The 19,879-nt window shown below is 67.9% G+C and carries 14 protein-coding genes and 2 rRNA genes; 13 read left to right on the top strand and 3 right to left on the bottom strand.

Translation table 11 applies throughout. The annotated features are described in order from the left end of the window. Positions 1–121 (top strand): 23S ribosomal RNA (locus tag OF850_RS21120); the annotation flags it as partial. A 114-nt stretch (positions 122–235) separates the two neighbouring features. After that, a 5S ribosomal RNA gene (rrf, locus tag OF850_RS21115) occupies positions 236–350 on the top strand. A gap of 83 nt (positions 351–433) precedes the next feature. Here the strand turns inward: rrf and OF850_RS21110 are convergent. Next, on the bottom strand, positions 434–1,432 hold the full coding sequence (locus OF850_RS21110) for an LLM class flavin-dependent oxidoreductase (protein WP_301592308.1): 999 nt from the start codon (positions 1,430–1,432) through the stop codon (positions 434–436). 74 nt (positions 1,433–1,506) lie between these two features. Here OF850_RS21110 and OF850_RS21105 point away from each other — a divergent pair, with 74 nt between their 5' ends. Next, complete coding sequence (locus OF850_RS21105) at positions 1,507–1,833, top strand: DksA/TraR family C4-type zinc finger protein (RefSeq protein ID WP_302474526.1); 327 nt, start codon at positions 1,507–1,509, stop codon at positions 1,831–1,833. Here OF850_RS21105 and OF850_RS21100 read toward each other — a convergent pair. Further along, complete coding sequence (locus OF850_RS21100; protein WP_301592307.1) at positions 1,826–2,614, bottom strand: DUF2243 domain-containing protein; 789 nt, start codon at positions 2,612–2,614, stop codon at positions 1,826–1,828. The two genes, OF850_RS21105 and OF850_RS21100, sit on opposite strands and share 8 nt — an antisense overlap. A 306-nt stretch (positions 2,615–2,920) precedes the next feature. Here OF850_RS21100 and OF850_RS21095 point away from each other — a divergent pair, with 306 nt between their 5' ends. From OF850_RS21095 to OF850_RS21075, 5 genes are all read left to right on the top strand, one after another. Next, a complete protein-coding gene (locus OF850_RS21095; RefSeq protein WP_301592306.1) occupies positions 2,921–3,787 on the top strand; it encodes a hypothetical protein in 867 nt (288 codons plus the stop codon). 73 nt (positions 3,788–3,860) lie between these two features. Continuing rightward, positions 3,861–4,778 (top strand): hypothetical protein, encoded by a 918-nt coding sequence (locus OF850_RS21090; protein WP_301592305.1) that lies wholly within the window; start codon positions 3,861–3,863, stop codon positions 4,776–4,778. A gap of 157 nt (positions 4,779–4,935) precedes the next feature. After that, positions 4,936–5,385, top strand: a complete 450-nt coding sequence (locus OF850_RS21085) for a protein tyrosine phosphatase family protein (protein WP_301592304.1) — start codon at positions 4,936–4,938, stop codon at positions 5,383–5,385. Positions 5,386–5,644: 259 nt separating this feature from the next. Further along, positions 5,645–8,383, top strand: coding sequence for a cyanophycin synthetase (cphA, locus tag OF850_RS21080; RefSeq protein ID WP_301592303.1), 2,739 nt, complete (start codon positions 5,645–5,647; stop codon positions 8,381–8,383). Positions 8,384–8,385: 2 nt separating this feature from the next. Further along, positions 8,386–9,201 (top strand): cyanophycinase, encoded by an 816-nt coding sequence (locus OF850_RS21075; protein ID WP_301592310.1) that lies wholly within the window; start codon positions 8,386–8,388, stop codon positions 9,199–9,201. Positions 9,202–9,229: 28 nt separating this feature from the next. On the opposite strand, the gene OF850_RS21070 is transcribed toward OF850_RS21075, so the two are convergent. After that, complete coding sequence (locus tag OF850_RS21070; RefSeq protein WP_301592302.1) at positions 9,230–12,229, bottom strand: glycoside hydrolase family 113; 3,000 nt, start codon at positions 12,227–12,229, stop codon at positions 9,230–9,232. A 377-nt stretch (positions 12,230–12,606) separates the two neighbouring features. Here OF850_RS21070 and OF850_RS21065 point away from each other — a divergent pair, with 377 nt between their 5' ends. The 5 genes from OF850_RS21065 (at position 12,607) to OF850_RS21045 (ending at position 19,866) form a co-directional block, all read left to right on the top strand. After that, entirely contained in the window at positions 12,607–13,557 is a 951-nt protein-coding gene (locus OF850_RS21065) for a GAF domain-containing protein (RefSeq protein WP_301592301.1), read from the top strand. 157 nt (positions 13,558–13,714) lie between these two features. After that, positions 13,715–15,220, top strand: a complete 1,506-nt coding sequence (locus OF850_RS21060) for an exopolysaccharide biosynthesis polyprenyl glycosylphosphotransferase (protein WP_301592300.1) — start codon at positions 13,715–13,717, stop codon at positions 15,218–15,220. 233 nt (positions 15,221–15,453) lie between these two features. Next, positions 15,454–16,341, top strand: a complete 888-nt coding sequence (locus OF850_RS21055) for a WecB/TagA/CpsF family glycosyltransferase (RefSeq protein WP_301592299.1) — start codon at positions 15,454–15,456, stop codon at positions 16,339–16,341. A gap of 121 nt (positions 16,342–16,462) precedes the next feature. Then, positions 16,463–18,757 carry a GumC family protein gene (locus OF850_RS21050; RefSeq protein ID WP_301592298.1) on the top strand — a complete coding sequence of 765 codons (2,295 nt, stop codon included), beginning with the start codon at positions 16,463–16,465 and terminating at the stop codon, positions 18,755–18,757. After that, positions 18,754–19,866, top strand: a complete 1,113-nt coding sequence (locus OF850_RS21045) for an endo-1,4-beta-xylanase (RefSeq protein WP_301592297.1) — start codon at positions 18,754–18,756, stop codon at positions 19,864–19,866. Before OF850_RS21050 ends, OF850_RS21045 begins: the two co-directional genes overlap by 4 nt. Positions 19,867–19,879: the final 13 nt, after the last annotated feature.

The following is a 19,879-nucleotide window of genomic DNA, read 5'->3' as shown; positions in this document are numbered from 1 at the left end:
ACCCACCTCAAAACCAGGTCTCCCCGAGGGCCGTGCAAGACCAGCACGTTGATAGGCCGCAGGTATACGCGCAGCAATGCGCTCAGCCGAGCGGTCCTAATCGCCCGATAGGCTCATATCATGACGACTGCTGCTTCCGCGCCGCGAGGCAAGGAAGCACCACACGCAGCATCAAGCCGTACGATGCTCGTCTCGAAGACCCACAACCAGTTCCCAGAAAGGTCCGGCGCGGTGGCGCGGTGGCTATCGCGGAGTTGTCACACCCGATCCCATCCCGAACTCGGCCGTGAAACACTCCAGCGCCCATGGTACTGCCGCTCAAGCGGCGGGAGAGTCGGTCGCTGCCGCGCCGCCACGCCGGATCTTTCCACGCAAAGCAAAACCCCCGAGGTATCCCCTCGGGGGTTTTGCTGTTTCTAGGTCCAAGGCGGCCTTAGGCCGCCGCTCCTGTCATCTGCACCTCGGCCAGGATCTCGAAGGAGCGCAAGCGCGCCTGGTGGTCATGGATCTGCGCCGTGACCATCAACTCATCCGCGCCGGTCCGCGCCGCGAGGGTCTCAATGCCCTGGCACACCGCCTCCGGACCGCCGACGACCGAGCAAGCCAGGGCGTTCTCAAGCATCAAGCGACCATGGCCGTCGATCTGCTCGTTGAGGCCTTCCACCGGCGGCGGAAGCTTGCCCGGACGGCCGCGGCGCAAATTCAGAAAGGCCTGCTGCAAGGAGGTGAACAGCCAGCGCGCCTCCGCGTCGCTTTTAGCCGCAAAGACATTCACCCCAACCATGACGTGGGGCTTCGCCAGCCGCTCCGAGGGGCGGAACTGCTCCCGGTAGATGGCAATCGCGTCGGTCATCTGCGCCGGTGCGAAATGCGATGCGAAGGCGTAGGGTAGGCCAAGATAGGCCGCAAGCTGTGCGCCGTAGGTGCTGGAGCCCAGGATCCACGCCTCCAGATCCAGCCCCGCGCCGGGGACGGCTTGCAGCGCCTGACCAGGCTCTGAAGGCCGGAAATAGCCCAGCAGTTCCACCACATCGCGCGGGAAGTCATCCACATCGGAAGCGAGGTTCCGCCGCAAGGCCCGCGCCGTCATCTGGTCCGTTCCGGGCGCTCGCCCGAGGCCGAGGTCCACCCGTCCCGGATGCAGCGCCGCCAACGTGCCGAACTGCTCCGCGATGACGAGGGGGGCGTGGTTCGGCAACATGATCCCGCCCGCGCCGACACGAATCCGGCGCGTGCCTGCCGCCACATGCGCGAGGGCCACCGCCGTGGCGGCACTCGCGATGCCGGGCATGTTGTGATGCTCGGCCATCCAGAAGCGGTGGAAGCCCAGGCGCTCCGCGTGCTGCGCCAGATCGAGCGAGTTCCGCAGCGCTTGGCCGGCATCGCTGCCTTCGGGGACGGGGGACAAATCAAGGACGGAAAGTCGTGCCATTGCGTCTAGATAGGCCGCGGTTGGTCATTCGGAAACCCAGTGTGACGGCAGGACAGGGCGGAGGCCGCGCCCGATTGGATTCCGCCGATCGAAATCCCATCTCTCCCCCATCGTTCATTCTAGGAGTGAACACGGCGATGGCAGGTGGTTGGGCGCGGGACGGCGCGGTTCAGGATCAGATCGACGACACGGTGTCCGACGCGGTGAAGCTGGCGCGCGCCCGCATCCCAGCAGGCGAAGGCGAGATCCACTGCCAGGAGTGCGGTGAGGAAATCCCCGAGGCGCGCCGCCGCGCGCTTCCCGGGGCGCGCACCTGCGTGCCGTGCCAGTCAGCGCTCGACCGCAGCGCGGCTTTCTCGCCCTATAACCGGCGCGGCAGCAAGGACAGCCAGCTCAAATAGGGCTTGGCGCGTTCGCGGATCCGGCAAGCGACGGCCGGGACCAAGCCAGGCACCCCGCCGTGAGCGCGGAGCGCCCGACGAGCAGCGCGCCTGCGCGATAAAGAGCGAGCGTGTCGGCCTCCGTCAGGTCGGCCACCACCATCCCGCCCTCGGCGCCCACCGACACCACGCGCCCTCCGGCCCGGAGCACGGCGGTCATGGCTTCCGTCGGCCCGACATCGGAGCGGAACAGCACGGCGGACAGGGAACCTGGCGCCGGCATCGCGGCAACGGGCGCCGCTGCCAGGAGCAGCAGCGAAAGGCCGAAGGCAGCGGCAGGGCCGCGCGCGCCCGCTCCCGGGCCACGCAGCAGCCACATCCCAAGCAAAAGCGGAGGCAGCCCCGTCACGACGAGCCACCCGATGTCCCACAGCAGCGGGTTTGGCACATCGACGCGGATGCGGTGGATTCCCACGATCCAATGGAAAAGGCCCACATCTGCGAATTGCCATGCCGCGAAGCCCAGCAGCGCCGCGCCGACAATGGAGCGCCCACCGACAGCCGTCAGGCCGGTGCGGGCCCGCCACAGCAGCCAGAGCGAGAGCACGGTCAGAAGATAGGTGGCGACGTGGAACAGCCCGTCAGCCAGGATCTGCGCGCGCTGGGTCTGCCAGGCCTCGCCGGGGGCAAGGCTCAGGAAATGGTGCCACTGCAGGATCTGATGCAGCAGAATGCCGTCGAAGAAGCCGCCAAGCGAGAAGCCAGCAAGGCCAGCAGCCAGGAAGGGACTTGTTCGCGGCATGTTGGGTCTCCGACAGGTGGGCAACGCCCGCACGGGAAGTCCGTCGCCCTGCTTTCGTTCAGGGAAGGAAAGTTCCCCCCCCAGAGCCTCCGAGAAGAGCTCGATCGGGACCGCTCCGCTCAAACAAGAAGGTCTGACTTCCTCACGCATCAATTCAAGAAGACCTTCCGTTTGAAGGATTCCTATCTGGTATACCTTCATGGCAAGCTGCATTCTTCTTGACATTGGCGGAAAAGTAACGCGGCGTTCGCGCGTTCATCTCTCCGTGCGGCCTCTGGTGCAGGCCGCGAAGCGAGGAGGACAAACATGACCATTCGCACGACTCACCTTCCGGCCTGTGCCGTACTGGTCGCCGCACTGGCGCTGGCGCCGACGGTTCAGGCTCAGCAAGCCCGCACGGGCGACGCGGCTGCCCCGGGTACCACCATGAGCACCCCGTCCGCGACCGCGCCTTCCGGCACGACCACCGCCACGACTACGCCCTCCGCCACCACCACTCCCGCGGCGCCCGGCGCCCGCATGGGGGATGAGGCCCGTACCGAGCGCCGCGCCGAAGACGGTGAGCGCCGCAATGAAATCGTGCAGTTCAGCGCGCTGGAAAGCGGTTCGAACAGCTTCACGGAGGGCCAGGCCCGCAGCCGCATGGAAGACGTGGGCATCACCAATGTGGGTGAGCTGCGCCGCGACGACCGGGGCTTCTGGGTGGGCCGCGGGACGCATGGCGGCTCGCAGACCGATGTGGCGATGGACTTCCGCGGCCGCATCGCCGTGGGCACCGGCATTGCCGCCATGAGCCCCGCGGGCAGCAACAATACGGCCGGGACCACGGCCGGGACCACCAACCGGTCCACCACGACCGGCACGGGCACGACGGCGCCGACTGCCAGCTCGACCATGGCGCCGAGCATGTCCACCGGCGCGAATGACGGGCGTGCAGCGGTCGGCACCACCTCGGCGCAACCGGACGGTACGCCGGGCAACCCGCCGGGCACCGCCGCGACGCGCGCGCTGGACCGCGCCGCTGGCACCAACACCTCCGGCGCCAACCCGCAGAATGCGGACGGCACGGCCAACAACCCGCCCGGCACGGCGGCTGGCCGCGCGCTGGACCGCGCCACGGGCTCCAACACGACCGGCGCCAACCCACAGCCGGGCACGACCCCGACCCGCTGAGCAACCGAAACCCTCGGCCGAAGGCCCGCGCTATGTGCGCGGGCCGGATGGCGTGAAACGGAGGATCAAATCCATGGCTATGAAGACTCATGTCGCGATGTTCGACAGCCACACCGATGCGATGGCGGCCGTGCGTGACCTGGAAGAAGCAGGCTTTTCCTCGGACGAGGTGAGCCTCGCGCGCGGTGGCGATTCCACGGGGACGGGCACCACGACGACCACCGGTACCGCGGACACCGACGAACCCTCGACCGGCGCCGGCGTCGGCGCGACGGCCGGTACCCTTCTGGGCGGCGGCGCCGGTCTCCTGGCTGGACTTGGCGCCCTGGCCATTCCTGGCTTCGGCCCGATCGTGGCCGCGGGCTGGCTGGTGGCCGCGCTGACTGGCGCAGGTGCCGGCGCGGCGGCAGGTGGCCTGCTGGGCGGCCTGGTCGGCGCCGGCGTGGACGAGCGCGAGGCGCATGTCTACGCCGAAGGCGTGCGGCGCGGCGGCACGCTGGTGACGGTGCGCGCTGACGAGACGCGCATCGCCCAGGCGAAGTCGGTTCTGTCGCGTCATGCCGCGGTGGACGTGGCGTCCCGCGAGGCCGATTACCGCGCGAGCGGCTGGTCGGGCTACCAGGACGATCCGAGCAGCCTGACCTCCTCCGCGCCTGACGGCGCCCCGGGCAACCCGCCGGGCACCATGGCCAGCCGTGCGGCGGATCGCACCCTGGGCACCAACATGAGCGGTGCCCATCCGGAGAACTCGGACGGCACGTCGCGCAACCCGCCGGGCACCATGGCGAGCCGCGCGGCGGGTGCCGCCGCTGCGGGCAGCCACTCCGGCCAGTTTTCGCCTCGCGCCGACGACGATGGCCGGATCCTGCCCTCGACGCCGGACGGCACGCCTGGCAACCCGCCGGGCACCGAAGTGAGCCGCGGCGTCGACAAGGCCCTGGGCACCAACATCAGCGGTGCCCATCCGGAGAACGAAAAGCCGCGCCGCTGAGGCGCCGCTTCCGCGGAACATCCGGCCTGCGGGGTTTCGGCCCCGCAGGCCTTTAGCTGTTTTGGCGTCGGACAGCCGGTCGCGCCTTGCCGATTGAAGGCAGGACCACCGTGCTGCACGCTGGCAATATCCACCAACGGAACAGGGAAGGCCCGGCATGGGGCAGCGCTTCAAGATCAACGACAAGATGACCATCGTCACCGACCAGCCCTCGGAAGAGGAGCTGAGGGCCTTGTCGAAGGAAGGCTTCAAGGCGGTGGTGAACCTGCGCTCCGAGGGAGAGCAGAACCAGCCTCTGGCGCCTTCGGCGGAAGGGGAGGTCGTCCGCTCAACCGGGCTGGACTACGCCCACGTCCCCGTGGTCGCCACCGCGCCGAGCCATGACCAAGTGGACCGGTTCCGCGAGGCGATCTCGGGCATGGAAGGGCCGGTGCTGGTGCATTGCGCCTCCGGCAAGCGCGCCGGTGCCTTTGCGATCCTTCAGGTCGCGAAGGAGGAGGGATTGTCCGGCGACGAGGCGCTGGCCCGCGTGAAATCCCTGGGCATGGATTGGAAGAGCCCGGAACTGGAGAACTTCGTCCGCCAGAATCTCGACGGGCGGAAGTGAGCGACACGCTAACGAACGGCGCTCACCGCTGACTGAGTGACGGCCCTCCTTCCGTCTCCGTTTCGGAGGGAGGGCTGATCGCGGGACGGCGATCAGCCCTCCCTCCCGGTAATTCTTCCCTCCAATATTTGGCGATTTCTTTCGCCCCAAGACGAAATGGGTTTCCGGATGACGGCCGGAAAGAATCAGCGGACCGCCCGCAACGGTGCTCTGCCCCGTGGCTTCTCAATTCCACGAACAACAAGAATTCAGGCCAGTCATGCACATCAGCCAAGCCGCGCCCATGCGCGTGCTGCATGCCGTCACCTACCGGGGGCCGCACCTCTTCAGCCACACACCGATGATCCGCTTTCGCCTGGACCTGGGAAGCCTGGAGGAACGGCCCACCAACACGCTTCCTGGCTTTTCCGATGCGCTGGTGGCGCTGCTGCCCGGGCTACAGGAACACGGATGCTCCTATCGCACCCCTGGCGGCTTCATTCGCCGGATGCAGGAGGGAACTTGGCTCGGCCACGTGACGGAGCATGTCGCCTTGGAACTACAGAGCCGTGCCGGCTCGCGTGTGACGCGGGGAAAGACGCGTTCGGTGAAGAACTGCCGCGGCTGCTACAACGTCCTCTACGCCTATCGCGAAGAAGAGGTTGGGCTAGTCGCGGGGCGCCTCGCGCTGCAGATCGTGGATTCCCTGCTTCCAGCAGGGTTGCGCGGCGTGCGGGGACTCGAGGAACTGCACGAGCGCGACCTGCTGGCGGAAGGTGGTGGGTTCGACGGAGCGCTGATGGCGCTGTCCCGCCTCGTCAGCCGCCGTGCCCTTGGCCCCACCACGCGGTCCCTGGTCCATGAGGCCGAACGGCGCGGCATCCCGGTCATGCGGCTGGATGCGCTCAGCTTGATCCAGCTGGGCCACGGCAAGAAGCAGCAACGCCTACGGGCCAGCATCACCGGTCGCACCTCCTCCATCGCGGTCGAGATCGCGGGCGACAAGGACCTGACGAAATCCCTGCTCGCCGAAGCCGGGCTGCCCGTGCCGAAGGGCGCCGTAGTGCGTACGGCTGAGGCGGCGGTCCAGGAGGCGGAACGGCTCGGCTACCCCGTCGTGACCAAGCCGCTCGACGGCAATCACGGACGGGGCGTGACCCTCGACCTGCGCTCGGCCGAGGCGGTGCGGCAGGGCTTCGAGCACGCCGTCACGCATAGCCGCCGCGTCATCGTGGAGCAGCAATATAGCGGGCACGACCACCGTATCCTGGTCATTGGCGGGGAGGTGAGGGCAGTGGCGCAACGCGTTCCGGCCCATGTCGTCGGCGATGGCGAGCACAGCATCGCCACGTTGATTGAGGAGGTGAATCGCGACCCCCGCCGCGGCACCGGCCATGAGAAGACCCTGACGCGCATCGAGGTGGACGACCATGTCCTCGCCTTGCTGGCGAAGGCAGGAATGGACCTGGAATCCGTGCCCGAGGAGGGGCAGTGGGTCGCGCTGCGCGACACGGCCAATCTTTCCACCGGGGGCACCGCCATCGACCGCACGGACGACATCCACCCCGACAACGTCACGATCGCACGGCGCGCGGCGCAGATCGTGGGGCTGGACGTGGCCGGGATCGACTTCCTGGCGCCCGACATACGCCGCTCGGTGCGCGAGACCGGCGGGGGCATCGTGGAGGTGAACGCCGCGCCCGGCTTCCGCATGCACCTCGAGCCCTTCGAGGGCTGGGCGCGGGACATCGCCCGGCCCGCGATCGACATGCTGTTTCCCGATGGCGAGACGGGCCGCATTCCGATCATCGCCATCACCGGCACCAACGGAAAGAGCACCACGACGCGGATGGTGGCGCATATCCTAAACCACTCGGGACTGTGCGTGGGCATGACCAGCACGAGCGGCATCTGGGTGGGCAAGGACCGCGTTTGGGAAGGCGATGCCAGCGGCCCACGCAGCGCCCGCATGGTGCTGCGCGAGCCGACGGTGGAAGCGGCCGTGCTGGAGACCGCGCGCGGCGGCATCCTGCGCGAAGGGTTGGGCTTCGACGAGGCGGATATCGGCGCCGTGCTCAACATCGCCGCGGACCATCTGGGCATCAAGGAAGTGGATACGCTGGAGGATCTAGCGGCCGTGAAATCGGTCGTGGTGGAATCGGTCCGGCGCGGTGGGTGCAGCGTCCTGAACGCGGATGATCCCCTGACGCGGGCGATGGAGCGCCACGCGCGCGGCCGGATTGCCTTCTTCTCCATGAGGGGTGGCACGCAGATGCCCGGCGCTCTGCGCGAGCATGTCGAGGCCGGGGGCTTGGCGGTGGTGCATGAGGAGGGGCCCGGCGGCGGCGACATCGTCGTGCACAATGACCGCCGTCGCCTGCCGCTGATGGGAGCAGCGGAGATCCCGGCGACGCTGGACGGCATGGCCGGTTTCAACATCCAGAATGCGCTGGCGGCGGTGGCGATGACCTATGCGCGGGGCGTTTCTCTCCCCGTGATCCGGGCCGCGCTGCAGGGCTTCTCGACCTCCTTCGAGCAGAGCCCGGGGCGGCTGAACATCCATGACGGGCACGGCTTCCGGGTGATCCTGGACTACGCCCACAACCCCGCCGGGCTGGGGGCGCTGTGCGACCTCGTCGCGAAGCTGCGGCCGCGACACGGGCGGGCGATCGGCATGATCAGCATCCCGGGCGACCGGCGCGACGAGGACATCCGCGAGATGGGGCGCATCGCCGCCGCACATTTCGACGAACTCGTCCTGCGCGAGCGTCCCGATGGGCGCGGCAGGGTGCCGGGGGAGGTGATGAACCTGATCGCCGAGGGGGCGCTGGCGGCAGGTTTCCCAGAGGACCGCATGCACCGCGTTCCCGACGAGCTGGCGGCGACGGACCTCTGCCTGCGCCTTTCAAGTCCGGACGACCTCCTCGTCCTGACCCCGACCTCCGTGGAAGGTGTCTGGGCCCGCGTGCTCGCCTTCGTGCCGCAGCCCGCCCCCGTGCGGCGAAGCGAGATGGCGTGACCATGGAGGATGGTCAGGAAGGCAAGGGGCCCCTCATCATCATCGGTGGGCACGAAGACAAGAAGGATGAGCGCCTGATCCTGAAGGAGGTGGCCAGGCATGCGGGGCAAGGACGCCTCGTCATCGCCACCGTCGCCTCGCACCAGCCCGAGGGGTATTTCGAGGCCTACAAGACCGCCTTCGCCGCGCTGGGCGTGACCGACCTCGTGGAACTCTACGTCCAGGAACGGGCCGAGGCGCAGGACATGGAGAAGCTGCGCATCTTCGATGGTGCGACCGGCGTGTTCTTCTCGGGCGGCGACCAGCTTCGCATCAGCAGCCAGCTCGGCGACACGCCGGTCGAGCGCCGGGTGCGCGAGATCCACGCGTCGGGCGGCCTGGTCGCCGGCACCTCGGCGGGCGCCTCGGCCATGAGCGACACGATGCTGGTGAAGGGGAAGGGGCAGGAAACCCACCGCATCGGCGACCTGCACCTCGCGCCTGGGCTGGGACTGGTGCGGGACGTCATCATCGACCAGCACTTCGCCGAACGTGGCCGCATCGGTCGGCTGCTGGGGGCGGTGGCGCAGAACCCGCGCGAACTCGGCATCGGCATCGACGAGGACACGGCGATCATCCTGCGCGGCCGGCGCTTCGAGGTGATAGGCAGCGGCGGCGTCTACATCGTGGATGGCGGCGGCGTCACCCATTCCAACATTGCGGAGGGAGCGGAGGAGGAGGCCCTCTCCATCCACGATGTCCGGCTGCACGTGCTTTGCCACGGCGACCGCTTCGATCTGGAGAGCCGGCGGCCCACCTTGGCGGGCGCGCAAGGCTGATGCGCCTGGCGGGCGCCTCCCGTATCTTTCAGACGAACAGGAAGTTGTCGGAGACGAGGGCCGTCTTCGACACGCCAACCAGCGTCACGCTGTTGCTGGAGTCGAGGGTGATCACGGAGTCGGCGCCCATCTGCGTGGTGCGTGCCAGGACGGCCGAGAAATCCTTGAACAGGGTCTGATCGAACTGGATCTGGTCGCGCCCCGCACCGGCCCCGGCCGTGAAATCGGTGATGCGGTCGCGGCCGAAGCCGCTGGCGAAAAGGAAGACGTCGCTTCCCTGCCCACCGGTCAGCACGTCGTGGCCCGCGCCCCCGACCAGCAGGTCCCGCCCGGTGGTGCCAAGCAATGTGTCGGCCTTGCTGGAGCCGAAGAGCAGCAGCCCTTCCCCGGCGCCGGCATTGCCGGCCGCGTCGGCCGCGCTGATGCGGAAGGTCTGCGCGCCATTGCCGAGACTGCCGACGGCGAGGCTCCACTGGCCGTTCGCCGAGGCCGTGGTGGTTCCCATGAGCTTATCGGCCGCACCGAAGACCTGCACCGTACTGCCCGCCTCGGCCACGCCCTCAAGCGTCGCGGCGTTCTTGCCCGCTTCCAGCCCGGTGAAGCGCGCGACCGGCGCCACCGTGTCGACCGTGACCTGCGCCACGGAGGAAAGCGCCCCCTTGTTGCCGGCGAGGTCGGTGGCCTGGGCGGTGAAGCGGTGGACGCCGTCCACAAGGCTGCTGGTCGTGAAGCTCCATCGCCCCTCCGCATCGGCCGTCGCCTGTCCGATCAGGGCCGTGCCCAGGTGGACGGCAAGGCTCGCGCCGGCCTCGGCGGTGCCGAGGAGGGTGACGACCTTGCTGTTGGTGACGCCATCCGCCGCGGAGGTGCCGGTGTCGGGGGTGATCCGCGCGATCACTGGGGCGTCGGGCGCGCGCGTGTCGACGGTGAAGGCGAAGCCACCCGATGCGCCGCCAGCCACGCCGGCCGCGTCGAGATCGATGGCCGTCAGGACATGCTGCCCGTCGGCCAGGACCTTGCCCGAGTGATCGAAGCTCCACTGGCCCGAAGCATCGGCCGTCGTGGTGCCGATCACCTGGTTGTTGAGGAGGATCTGCACGCCCCGGCCCGCTTCCGTCGACCCGAGGAAGACGAGGGTGTTGTCGCTCGTGATGCGGTCCGAGGCGGAGGCCCCGGTATCGGAAGAAAAGGCGAGGATCTTCGGCGTGACGACGGGGACGGGGTTGCTGCCCCCGCCCGCGAGCTGCGGCAGGGAGAAGGTGCCATCGGCGAAGCGCAGGAACTCGACATCCTTCAGCCGGTCCGTCCCTTCCGGCGATCCGGTCCGGAGGTCGGTCACCTGAAAGAAGCCACCGGAAAGGCTCGAAACGGCGTATTCCGAACGGAAGCCTGAATACAGCGCGACATCATTGCCCTCGCCGCCATCGAGGTAGTCATTCCCGACGCCGCCGATCAGCGTGTCGTCACCCGCGCCGCCGAAGAGCGTGTCATGGTCGGTGGTGGCGCCCGTGAACCAGTCCTGCCGGCTCCGCGTGTCGATGGACAGGGTGCTGTTGAACCACATGGAGCCCTGGCCATTGCCGGTGGGGTTCACCGCCTCGCTGATGGGCAGGCTCTTGCCGTTCACCTCGAGGCCGAGGACGTAGAGATTCCGGTCGCCCACGCCCTGGACCATCTCGTCATTGACGAACTTGACGCCCACCGAGTTGACGGTGGCCGTGTTGGCGAAGGTGACGGAGAACTGGCCCGCCTGCGCCTTGGCCTCGAAGGTGCCGCCGATCTGCGCGCCATTGACCAGGATGACGAATTTCGCGCCCACCCCGTTCAGCACATCCGCACGGGCGGAGACGACCAGCGTCGTCGAGGCAAGGGGCGCCGCCGAAGCGAGGGTGGACGGCCCGCCGATGAGGATGTCATCGCCCCCGCCGCCAAAAAGGGTGTCGTTGCCCATCCCGGCATTCAGCATGTCGGCACCGAGGCCGCCATGCAGCGCGTCCGCGACGATGGATCCGTTGAGCGAGAGCCCCTGGATGGCTGTCTGGCCCGTGAACCAGTTGGTCACGACCTGGAGCGCCGGCTTGTCCTGCGGCGAGTAGTTCGTGTTGCTGGCACCCTTGGAGGTGATGTCCCAGTTCCAGAGATGCATCCCGGCGAACCAGTCGCCGCCATAGGTCGTGAAGGTCTCGAACAGCGCCTGATAAAGATTTGCCTGCTCCTGGAGATCCACGGCGCCGCTGCTGGTCCAGATGCCGGGGTCGAGCGCGGCCCCGTCCATGCTCCGGTAGCCGACCTCGGCCAGGAAAAGGGGCTTGTCGTATTTCACCGCGAGGTTGCGAAGGAAATCGATCGGCGACTTGCCCTCGGTGATGGAGAATTCCCACGCATTCGTCGGAACCGAGGTCCAGCTGTTCTTGTAGTCCTGTACGCTGGCGGTCGTGCTCTCGCTCATCCGGTAGTAGGAGTTCACCCCGATCAGGTCGACCTGATCCCAGAAGGACACGTTCCTCGCCGACATGGCGGTCGCGGCATAGGTGAGGACCCCGTCATAGACCGCGCGGACGCTGTCGATGATGTCCACCCAGCGGGAGCGGTAGGCCGCCCCGACGAGGCTGTCATACTCACAGCCAATGGAGAGCGTCTTGACGCCCGTCTCGGCGGCGATCTTGGCGTAGCGAAGGATGAGCGCCTTGTAGCCGGCGAACCAGGCATCCACGTCGCTGGGCGCGAACTCGCCGCGGAAGGCCGAACCATCCTCCGCATCGACATGCGGCTTCAGGATGACATCGAGGCCCAGGGAGTGCGCCTGCAGGATCTGCGCGCGGACATTGGCATCCGACTCGGTCTGGCTCGACGCATGGAAATCCGAGCTGGTGACGGTCGAGATGTAGCTGGTCGGGACGATGCTTACGCTGTTGGATCCCGTGGACGCCAGCGCCGTAAGCGAGGTGAGCGAGGTCGCGGAGCCGAAGCTGCCATTCCACCAGGAGGGAAAGGCGAATCCGGCATACTCGAAGAGGCCGCTGCTCATGAGGGAGGGTCCTTGCTCGCATCAGGTGGCAGGGCGCTCTCAACGCTATCTGCGCACGCATGAATTTTATCGATGCAAGGAACCACAACTTATTGGTGTAGTAAGGATTGGGTCCAATACTTAGCTCGTCTCATGGAAACGGCTCAGGTCACCGGGGCACAGAGCCTCAAGGAAAGATAGGTAGGATGACCGAATTGATCATCGGTGGCCGAGGAATGATAACCTCCCCGAATCAACTGTCCTGTGGGGTCCACGGTCGGTCGCTGCCGGATGAGGGCGGGTGCGCATGGCGATGCGATGTCGTTCGGAACCCAACAGGGTGACCGCCAAGCGTGAAGCCGGCTGCTGGGCTGCAGCCTGAACACAGGAATGCCATCGTGTCCGTAACCGATCCGATCCTCGATCCCGAGCGCCTCGCCGCCCTCAACGCGACAGGTCTGCTGGACACCCCGCCCGAAGAAACCTTCGATCAGCTGAGCCGCCTGGCCAGCATGCTCGCCGATGCTCCGGTGGCCGTCGTTTCGCTGGTCGACAAGGACCGGCAGTTCTTCAAGAGCTTCAATGGCACCCTGCCCGGGGCCGCCGATGCGCGCGAAACGCCGCTCTCCCACTCGATCTGCCGGCACGTTGTCGAAACTGGGCGCGAGCTGGTGGTCGAGGACACGCGCACCCACCCGCTGACGCAGGAAAATCCCGCGGTGACGGAAGGCAGCGTCGCGTCCTATGCCGGGTTCCCGCTCCTGGCCCCCACCGGTCATGTGCTCGGAACGCTCTGCGTGCTCGATAGCCATCCGCGAGTCTGGAGCGAAATGGCACGGCGAGGCTTGGCGGAACTCGCGGCCGTCGCTTCCCGGACCATCGAATACCGCACTCTTGCGCTGCCCAAGCTGAAGGCTGCCGACGGCGGTCCCCTGGTCGATCGCCGAAAAGGTGGCGACCGGAGGAAGCCGGCGCTCCCGAACCTCGCCCAGTCCGTGGAAGCCTATTTGACGTGCCTGGACGAGTATCGCAGCGCCACCGCGCGCACGGACGACCCCGACCTGTTCGCGAAGGAAGCGCTTTGGCGCCAGCGGGTGCTTTCCTCCGAAGGGGAGCTGGCGTCGGCCGCCGAGCGGCACTTGGACGAGAACACGCCCGAGGCACCATCGAGCCTGGCGAAGGCCTGTCGGGAATTTCTGTCCGCGAAGCTGCAGCAGGCGGAGGTCATGGCCCGCTTCCAGAAAAGCGGAGCGATGCTCGATCAGGTCGAGCGCGCCGGTGCCCTCACCATCCAGCTTGAGCAGGCGCTGAGAGCCGCCGCGCGCCAGCAAAGACTCGAATCCGCATAATCGGAAACCTATCGCCCCCATTGCCTTTCCAGCAGAACGTTGGGCTGCGGGGCGAGGGGGATTGAATCATTGCCCATCCGGTTTTTGGTCACGTAGCGTTTGAGTTCCGGTGTTAAGAAGTTTCGCCTTCGTTTCGATCCCCGAGGAGTGATCTGTAATGCCGCAAAGCGGGGGCGCCGAAATGGAAATCCGGCAGCAGACAAGAAGCTCATTCATGCGTGCCGACGCCTCTGTTTTTTCGGCTGACCCTATTCCACAATCGTCTTCCTCGCGCGCGACCTCAATTCTCGGATTGCTGCTCGCGGATTTGGTTGCGTGCCTGTTGTGCATCACGGTTGTGGTGCTTTTCAGATCCATTGTCTGGGGTGAGTTCCTGGTTGTTTGGCCGTTCTCGACAGCCATCCTCTCCTGGATTCTGTTCCGCTTCGGAAGCGGTCTTTACCCCCCGACCGGCCTGTCGCAGCCGGAGGAACTCCGGCTTTCCTTCTATACGGCTGCCGGTGCGGCGCTGGTCCACCTCGCGATGCTCATCGCAACGGACGAGGAGGATTTCTGGCCCTTCACTGGCTTGATCACATGGGTGATGCTGGTTCCCGTGGCCTACATGGCGCGAAGTCTCATGACGGGCTTCCTGATCCGGCGCCGCCTGTATGGCGAGGCTTGCATCGTGATCGGGACCGGCGAAAAGGCCAGAAGGACCATTCGGGAGATCAAGGCCAACCCAGAGCTGGGGCTGGTCCCAGTCGCCGCCTTCGGCGACGTGACGGGGAACAGCCCTGAGGTGGAGGGCGTCCCGATCCTCGGCCCGGTCGAGGCGGCGATCTCCCGCAAGTTTCCATTCCAGGTCGGCCGCGCCTTGATTGCTCTTTCGCGGCAGGACGCCGATGCCCAGCGCCTAATCGCCCTCATGGAGGGGCTGGCCCGGCCTTACTCGACCGTTCAGGTCGTGGCCGACCTGGCCAGCCCGACAAATCTCCTCGTGATGCCGCGGCCGATCGGCCCCTATCTTTCGATGGAGATCCAGCACCAACGCTTCTCGCGAAAGCAGCGGATCCTGAAGCGCATCTTCGATCTCGCGATCGCGGGGCCGGCCTTTATCGCCTTTTTGCCCTTCATCGGCGTTGCCGCCCTGCTCGTGAAGATCTTCGATCCGGCCGGGCCGATCTTCTTTTCCCAGACCCGCGAAGGGGCCGGGGGGCAGCCCATCCGGATCTGGAAGATCCGGACCATGGTGACCGGCGCCGAGCGGCGTCTCGCTGAACACCTGGCCAGCAACCCGGCGGCGCGCTTCGAGTATGAGCGCACACTGAAGCTCCGCAACGACCCGCGCATCATCCCGAAGGTCGGCAAGTATCTCCGCCGCTACAGCGTGGACGAACTTCCGCAACTCTGGAGCGTGATCCGGGGCGACATGAGCCTCGTAGGACCGCGCGTGATGTTGGGGCACGAGGTGGAGCGCTTCAGCGAGAAGGCGAGGCAGTTGCGACGGGACGTGCCGCCCGGACTCACCGGCTTCTGGCAGGTGATGTATCGCAATAACAGCGACCTTCAGATCTGGGAGGTCGCGGACTCTTACTACGTGAACAACTGGTCGGTCTGGCTGGATGGCTGGATCGTCTTGCGCACTGTGCGCGTCGTGGTGACCGGTGCGGGGGCCTATTGAAATGCCGATTGCCGAGGCCGCACGGGGCAAGACGACTGCGCGCCCGCAATCGTCATCGTGGTCGAGGCGCAGCGCATCATTGACATGCTGTGACGGACAAGTGATGCGCCGTACTTGACCGTGAGTGTCGGGTCTGCAGGCCGCACTCGTCGGCCCTGAGCGGAACCCGCGCAGGGAAATCGAGTTTAACGCGCAAGAAGCCGGAGATTTCCGGCAGGTAACACGGAGGCGCCATGGACAGCGCGGCAGGGCAGGAGCCGTCCGGAGAGGCCCAGGCGGCCGACCGACTGCCGGAGAAGCGCGTCCGCCGTCGCGTCTTTGGCATCGAGGTGGACCTCGCCGATCAAGCCGAGGTCGTCCGCCAGGTGATGCAGTGGTGCCGAACGGGCAGCGGCGGCGTCGTCGTCACGCCCAACCTCGATCATGTCGTGAAGCTGGAAACCAGCGAGCCGTTGCGCCGCGCCTATGAGCGGGCGCGCCTCGTTCTTGCGGATGGTCGGCCCCTCATCTGGATGGCGCGGCTGGATGGAGGGCCGAGGCTCAACCTCGTCACCGGCTCCGATCTGGTGGAGCCGGTCTGCGCCGCCGCGGCGCGCGAGGGCCGATCCATCTTCCTGTTCGGCTCGCGTCAGGAAGTGCTGGAGAAAGCGGCCGCAACGCTCGGGCAGCGCCATCCTGGGCTTCGTGTCGCGGGGCTCTACGCTCCGCCCATGGGGTTCGACCATTCCGAGGAGGAGCGACGCAAGGCGCTGGAGGCCGTGCGCCGCGCCGATCCCGACATCGTTTTCGTCGCGCTCGGTGCGCCGAAGCAGGAGGTCTGGGCGACCGAGAACTTCGAGGCCACAGGCGCGAAGGCAATCCTCTGCATCGGGGCCGGGCTGGATTTCGTGGCGGGTGCCGTGGCGCGCGCGCCCACGCCGTTCCGTCGCCTTGGGATGGAATGGCTGTGGCGCGCCGTGTCGGAGCCGCGTCGCCTCGGCGGCCGGTATCTTGGGATCATGGCCAAGCTCCCGCGGCTCGCCCTGCACCACCTTGCCGACGCCCGGCGCTCGGCAGCGGAGCGTACCGACAGCACAACCGAACAAGCGACGGCGGCTCGATCGCCGCGGCCGGACGCTTGATGGCCAACCTCCATGAGCGCAGCCGGTGCGCATCGCCGCATCGCCAGGCTGGGGACCTACCCGGGGCGGGGTCTTCCTTGCGCCGGGCCTGCCGCGCAGTCCGACACCCGAAGGCTGGCCAATGAGCGACGCCGGAAGCGCCCCGACGGAGCCTTTCGTCACCCTCCGTGACGTGTTCGGGGTTCTTCGCGCCTATTGGCGTCCCGTCCTGCTGGCCACGATCGTGCTGGCGGTGCTGATCGGCGCGGCGCTGACGCAGGCGACGCCGGTCTTCACCGCCCAGGCCACGCTCGTCCTCGACCTGCGCCGCCCCGGCATCCCCGGCCTGCCCACCGGCGCTCCGCCGCCCCCGGTCTCGCCCGATCCGGCCATCCTCCGCAGCGAGGTGGACATGCTCGGGAGCCGTCCCGTCATCCGGGAAGTGGTCGAGCGCCTCAACCTGGTCGAGCTGTCGGAATTCCGGAAGCCGGGCCTGGCGAGCCGCCTCGCAGAAGCCTTGGGCTTCTCCCTGGACGATCTCAAGGCACAGCTGCGGGAGATGCTGGGCCGGCCGGAGCCCGAGCCACTGGGGAACGACCCCCTGGACTGGGTGATTTCCCAGTACGGCGACCGGCTGGCCATCATCAATGATGGCCGCTCCTACATGATCCGCGTCTCCTTCCGGTCGGAGGATCCGGCTCTCTCGGCGCGGGTCGCCAATGCGCATGTCGCCGCCTATCTGCGCCTGCAAACGGAGCTGAAGCGCGAGGTCGGGCGCAGCGCCTCGGCCTGGCTCAACAGCGAGCTGGAGGAGCTTCAGGCCCGCGTGCGCAGCGCCGAGCAGGCGGTGCAGCGCTTCCGTGAGGAGAACGAGATCGTCGAGGCGCGCGGCGACACCCTGCTGGCGCAGCGCATTGCGGAGGTGAACAACCAGCTCACCTCAGCCGTTTCGGAGCGAAGCGCACGCGAGGCGCGGCTGACCCAGGCGCGCGAGCAGGTGCGGCGCGGCGAGGCCGACCGGGTCACGGAGGTCGGCGGCTCTCCCGTCATCCAGCGCCTGCGCGAGCAGGAGGCCACCGTGATTCGCCGCGAGGCCGAGCAGGCCAGCCGCTTCGGCCCCCGCCATCCCGAGATCCTGCGCATCCGGGCCGAGCTGCGCGACCTCCGCAGCGCGATCGGTCAGGAGATCCGCCGCGCCATCTCCTCGCTCGAAAGCGAGGTGGCGGTGGCGCAGGCGCGCGAGAGTGACCTTCGCACCCAGGTATCCTCGCTGGAGCGGCGCGTGGCCACCACCGAGCAGGCCGAGATCACGCTTCGCGAATTGGAGCGCGAGGCGGCGGCAAGCCGAAGCCTTTACGAGAACCTCCTGCTGCAGCGGCAGCAGATCGCGGTGCAGCAGGGTCTGCAGCTTCCCGACGTCCGCGTCGTGTCGGAGGCCACCCCGCCCGCCAAGCCAAGCTCGCCCAACGTCCTCCGCTTCACCCTGATGGGAGCCGCGCTGGCCGGGATGCTGCTGATGGGCGTGGCCTTCGTGCGGGAATTCGTGCATGGCGGCATCCGCGGCGTGGCGGATCTCGAACGCGCGACGGGGCTGCCCTGCCTCGGCACGATTCCGGCCCTGCGCCGACGCGAGATCGCGAAGCGCGGGGCTTCCGAGATCATGGTGCAAGAGCCGCTGTCCCGCTTCGCCGACGCGGTGCGGTCGCTGCGGGTCGCGCTGCTGTCGCAATTCCCCGACCGGCGGCCGCCCGCGACGCTGCTCGTCACCTCGGCGCTGCCCGGTGAGGGCAAGACCACCCTGGCCTTTGCGCTGGCCCAGAGCCTGGTGGATGCCGGGCACCGCGTCCTGCTGATCGATGCCGACCTTCGCCGCAACTCCCCGGTCCCACGCGGCGAGGCGGATGCGCGGCGGGTCTGGCTGAACGACCTGCTCAAGCCCGGCGGCGACGAGCTCTGGCCTGTCCTGCCTGATCCGGAGACCGGCCTCGCCTACGTGCCGAGCCGCGCCAGCGACCGTGCGCCGCAAGACGTGCTGGGCTCGCCCGCCGTGCTGCGCGCCCTCAAGCGGGCGGCGCATGATTTCGACGTCGTGCTGCTGGACTCGCCGCCGCTGGTAGCGGCATCCGATGCGCTCGTGCTGGGTGCGCTGGCCGAGGCGACGATCCTGGTCGCGCGCTGGCGCCGCACGCCGAGGGATGCGGCCGCCTCAGCCGCGGCGGAACTCGCCAAGGCCGGGTTCCCGGTCGTAGGCGCGGTGCTGACCCTCGTGAAGTCGGACAGCCCGCTCTTCCAGGCCGGTGAGCTGGAAACCTATCGCCGCCAGGCGAAGAGCTACTACGACTCCCTTCCCGCGCCGCAGCGTCCGGCTCGAGAGCATGGACGCCGGCGCGCGGCGGAAATGACCCACCGCCCGACGCGCGAGGAAACCTCCCCGTGAAGCCCGGTGCGGTTGGCGGCGTCGGGCGGCGCGCTGCTCTGAGCGCCGGCGCGGCGTTGTCCGTCGCGGGCCTTTCCGGGGAAAGCGCCGCGACGGAGCTTCCGCTGCGGGAGCGCGCGCGGCGCAAGGGTCTGCTCTTCGGCGCGGCCGCGCGCTCCTTCAACCTGCGTGACGACCCCGCCTATGCCGCCGCATTCGCGCGCGAATGCGGAGTGCTGGTGACGGAATGGGAGGCGAAGTGGGGCCCATTGCGTCCCACTCGCGAGGAGTTCAGCTTCGGCGCCGTGGACGCGCTCTGGCAGTTCGCGCGACGCCACGGCCTTGGCTTCCGCGGCCACGCCCTCGTCTGGCACGAGCACATGCCGCGCTGGATCGCCGGCATGGAGAACCGCGCCGCACGCGGCATCCTGGAGGAGCATATCCGCCGGGTTCTCGCCCGCTATCCGCGCGCGCAGTCCTGGGACGTGGTGAACGAGGCCATTGACCTGAAGGATGGCCGTGCCGACGGGCTGCGCCAGACCGTCTGGCTCCGTGCTCTCGGCCCCACCTATGTGCGCGACGCGTTCGTCCTGGCGCGCGCGGCGGATCCCCACACGCTGCTCACCTACAACGACTACGGCATCGAGTACGAGGACCGCGACAGCCGCGCGAAGCGCGTCGCGGTGCTGCGCCTGCTGGAATCGCTGAGGCAGCAGGATGCGCCGGTCGATGTCTTCGGCGTGCAGGCGCATCTGAACCCGGCCCGGCCCTTCGATCCCGCGGCCCTGCGCGGCTTCCTGCGCGGGGCGGCCGAGATGGGGTTCGACATCTACATCACCGAACTCGACGTGCATGACCGCGACCTCCCGGCCGATGGCGCGCGGCGCGACCGGATCGTGGCCGACCACGCCCAGGCCTGGCTGGAGGCGGCGCTGTCCGAACCGCGGGTGAAGGCGGTTTTCACCTGGGGCCTCAGCGACCGCTACAACTGGCGCAACGAGGTGGAATGGAGTCGCCGCCGCGACGGGCTTCCCTCGCGCGGTTTGCCGCTCGACCAGGACCTGCAGCCGAAGCCCTTCTGGACGGCCATTGCCCGCACCCTCGACGGCGCAGAGCCCCGGGGCAGGTGAGAAAGGAGCCGCG

Source organism: Sabulicella glaciei, assembly GCF_026183895.1.
In the GTDB taxonomy this organism is placed as follows: domain Bacteria; phylum Pseudomonadota; class Alphaproteobacteria; order Acetobacterales; family Acetobacteraceae; genus Roseococcus; species Roseococcus glaciei.
Note: the sequence above shows the minus strand (reverse complement) of the source record. Positions and strands in the feature narration are given on the sequence as shown.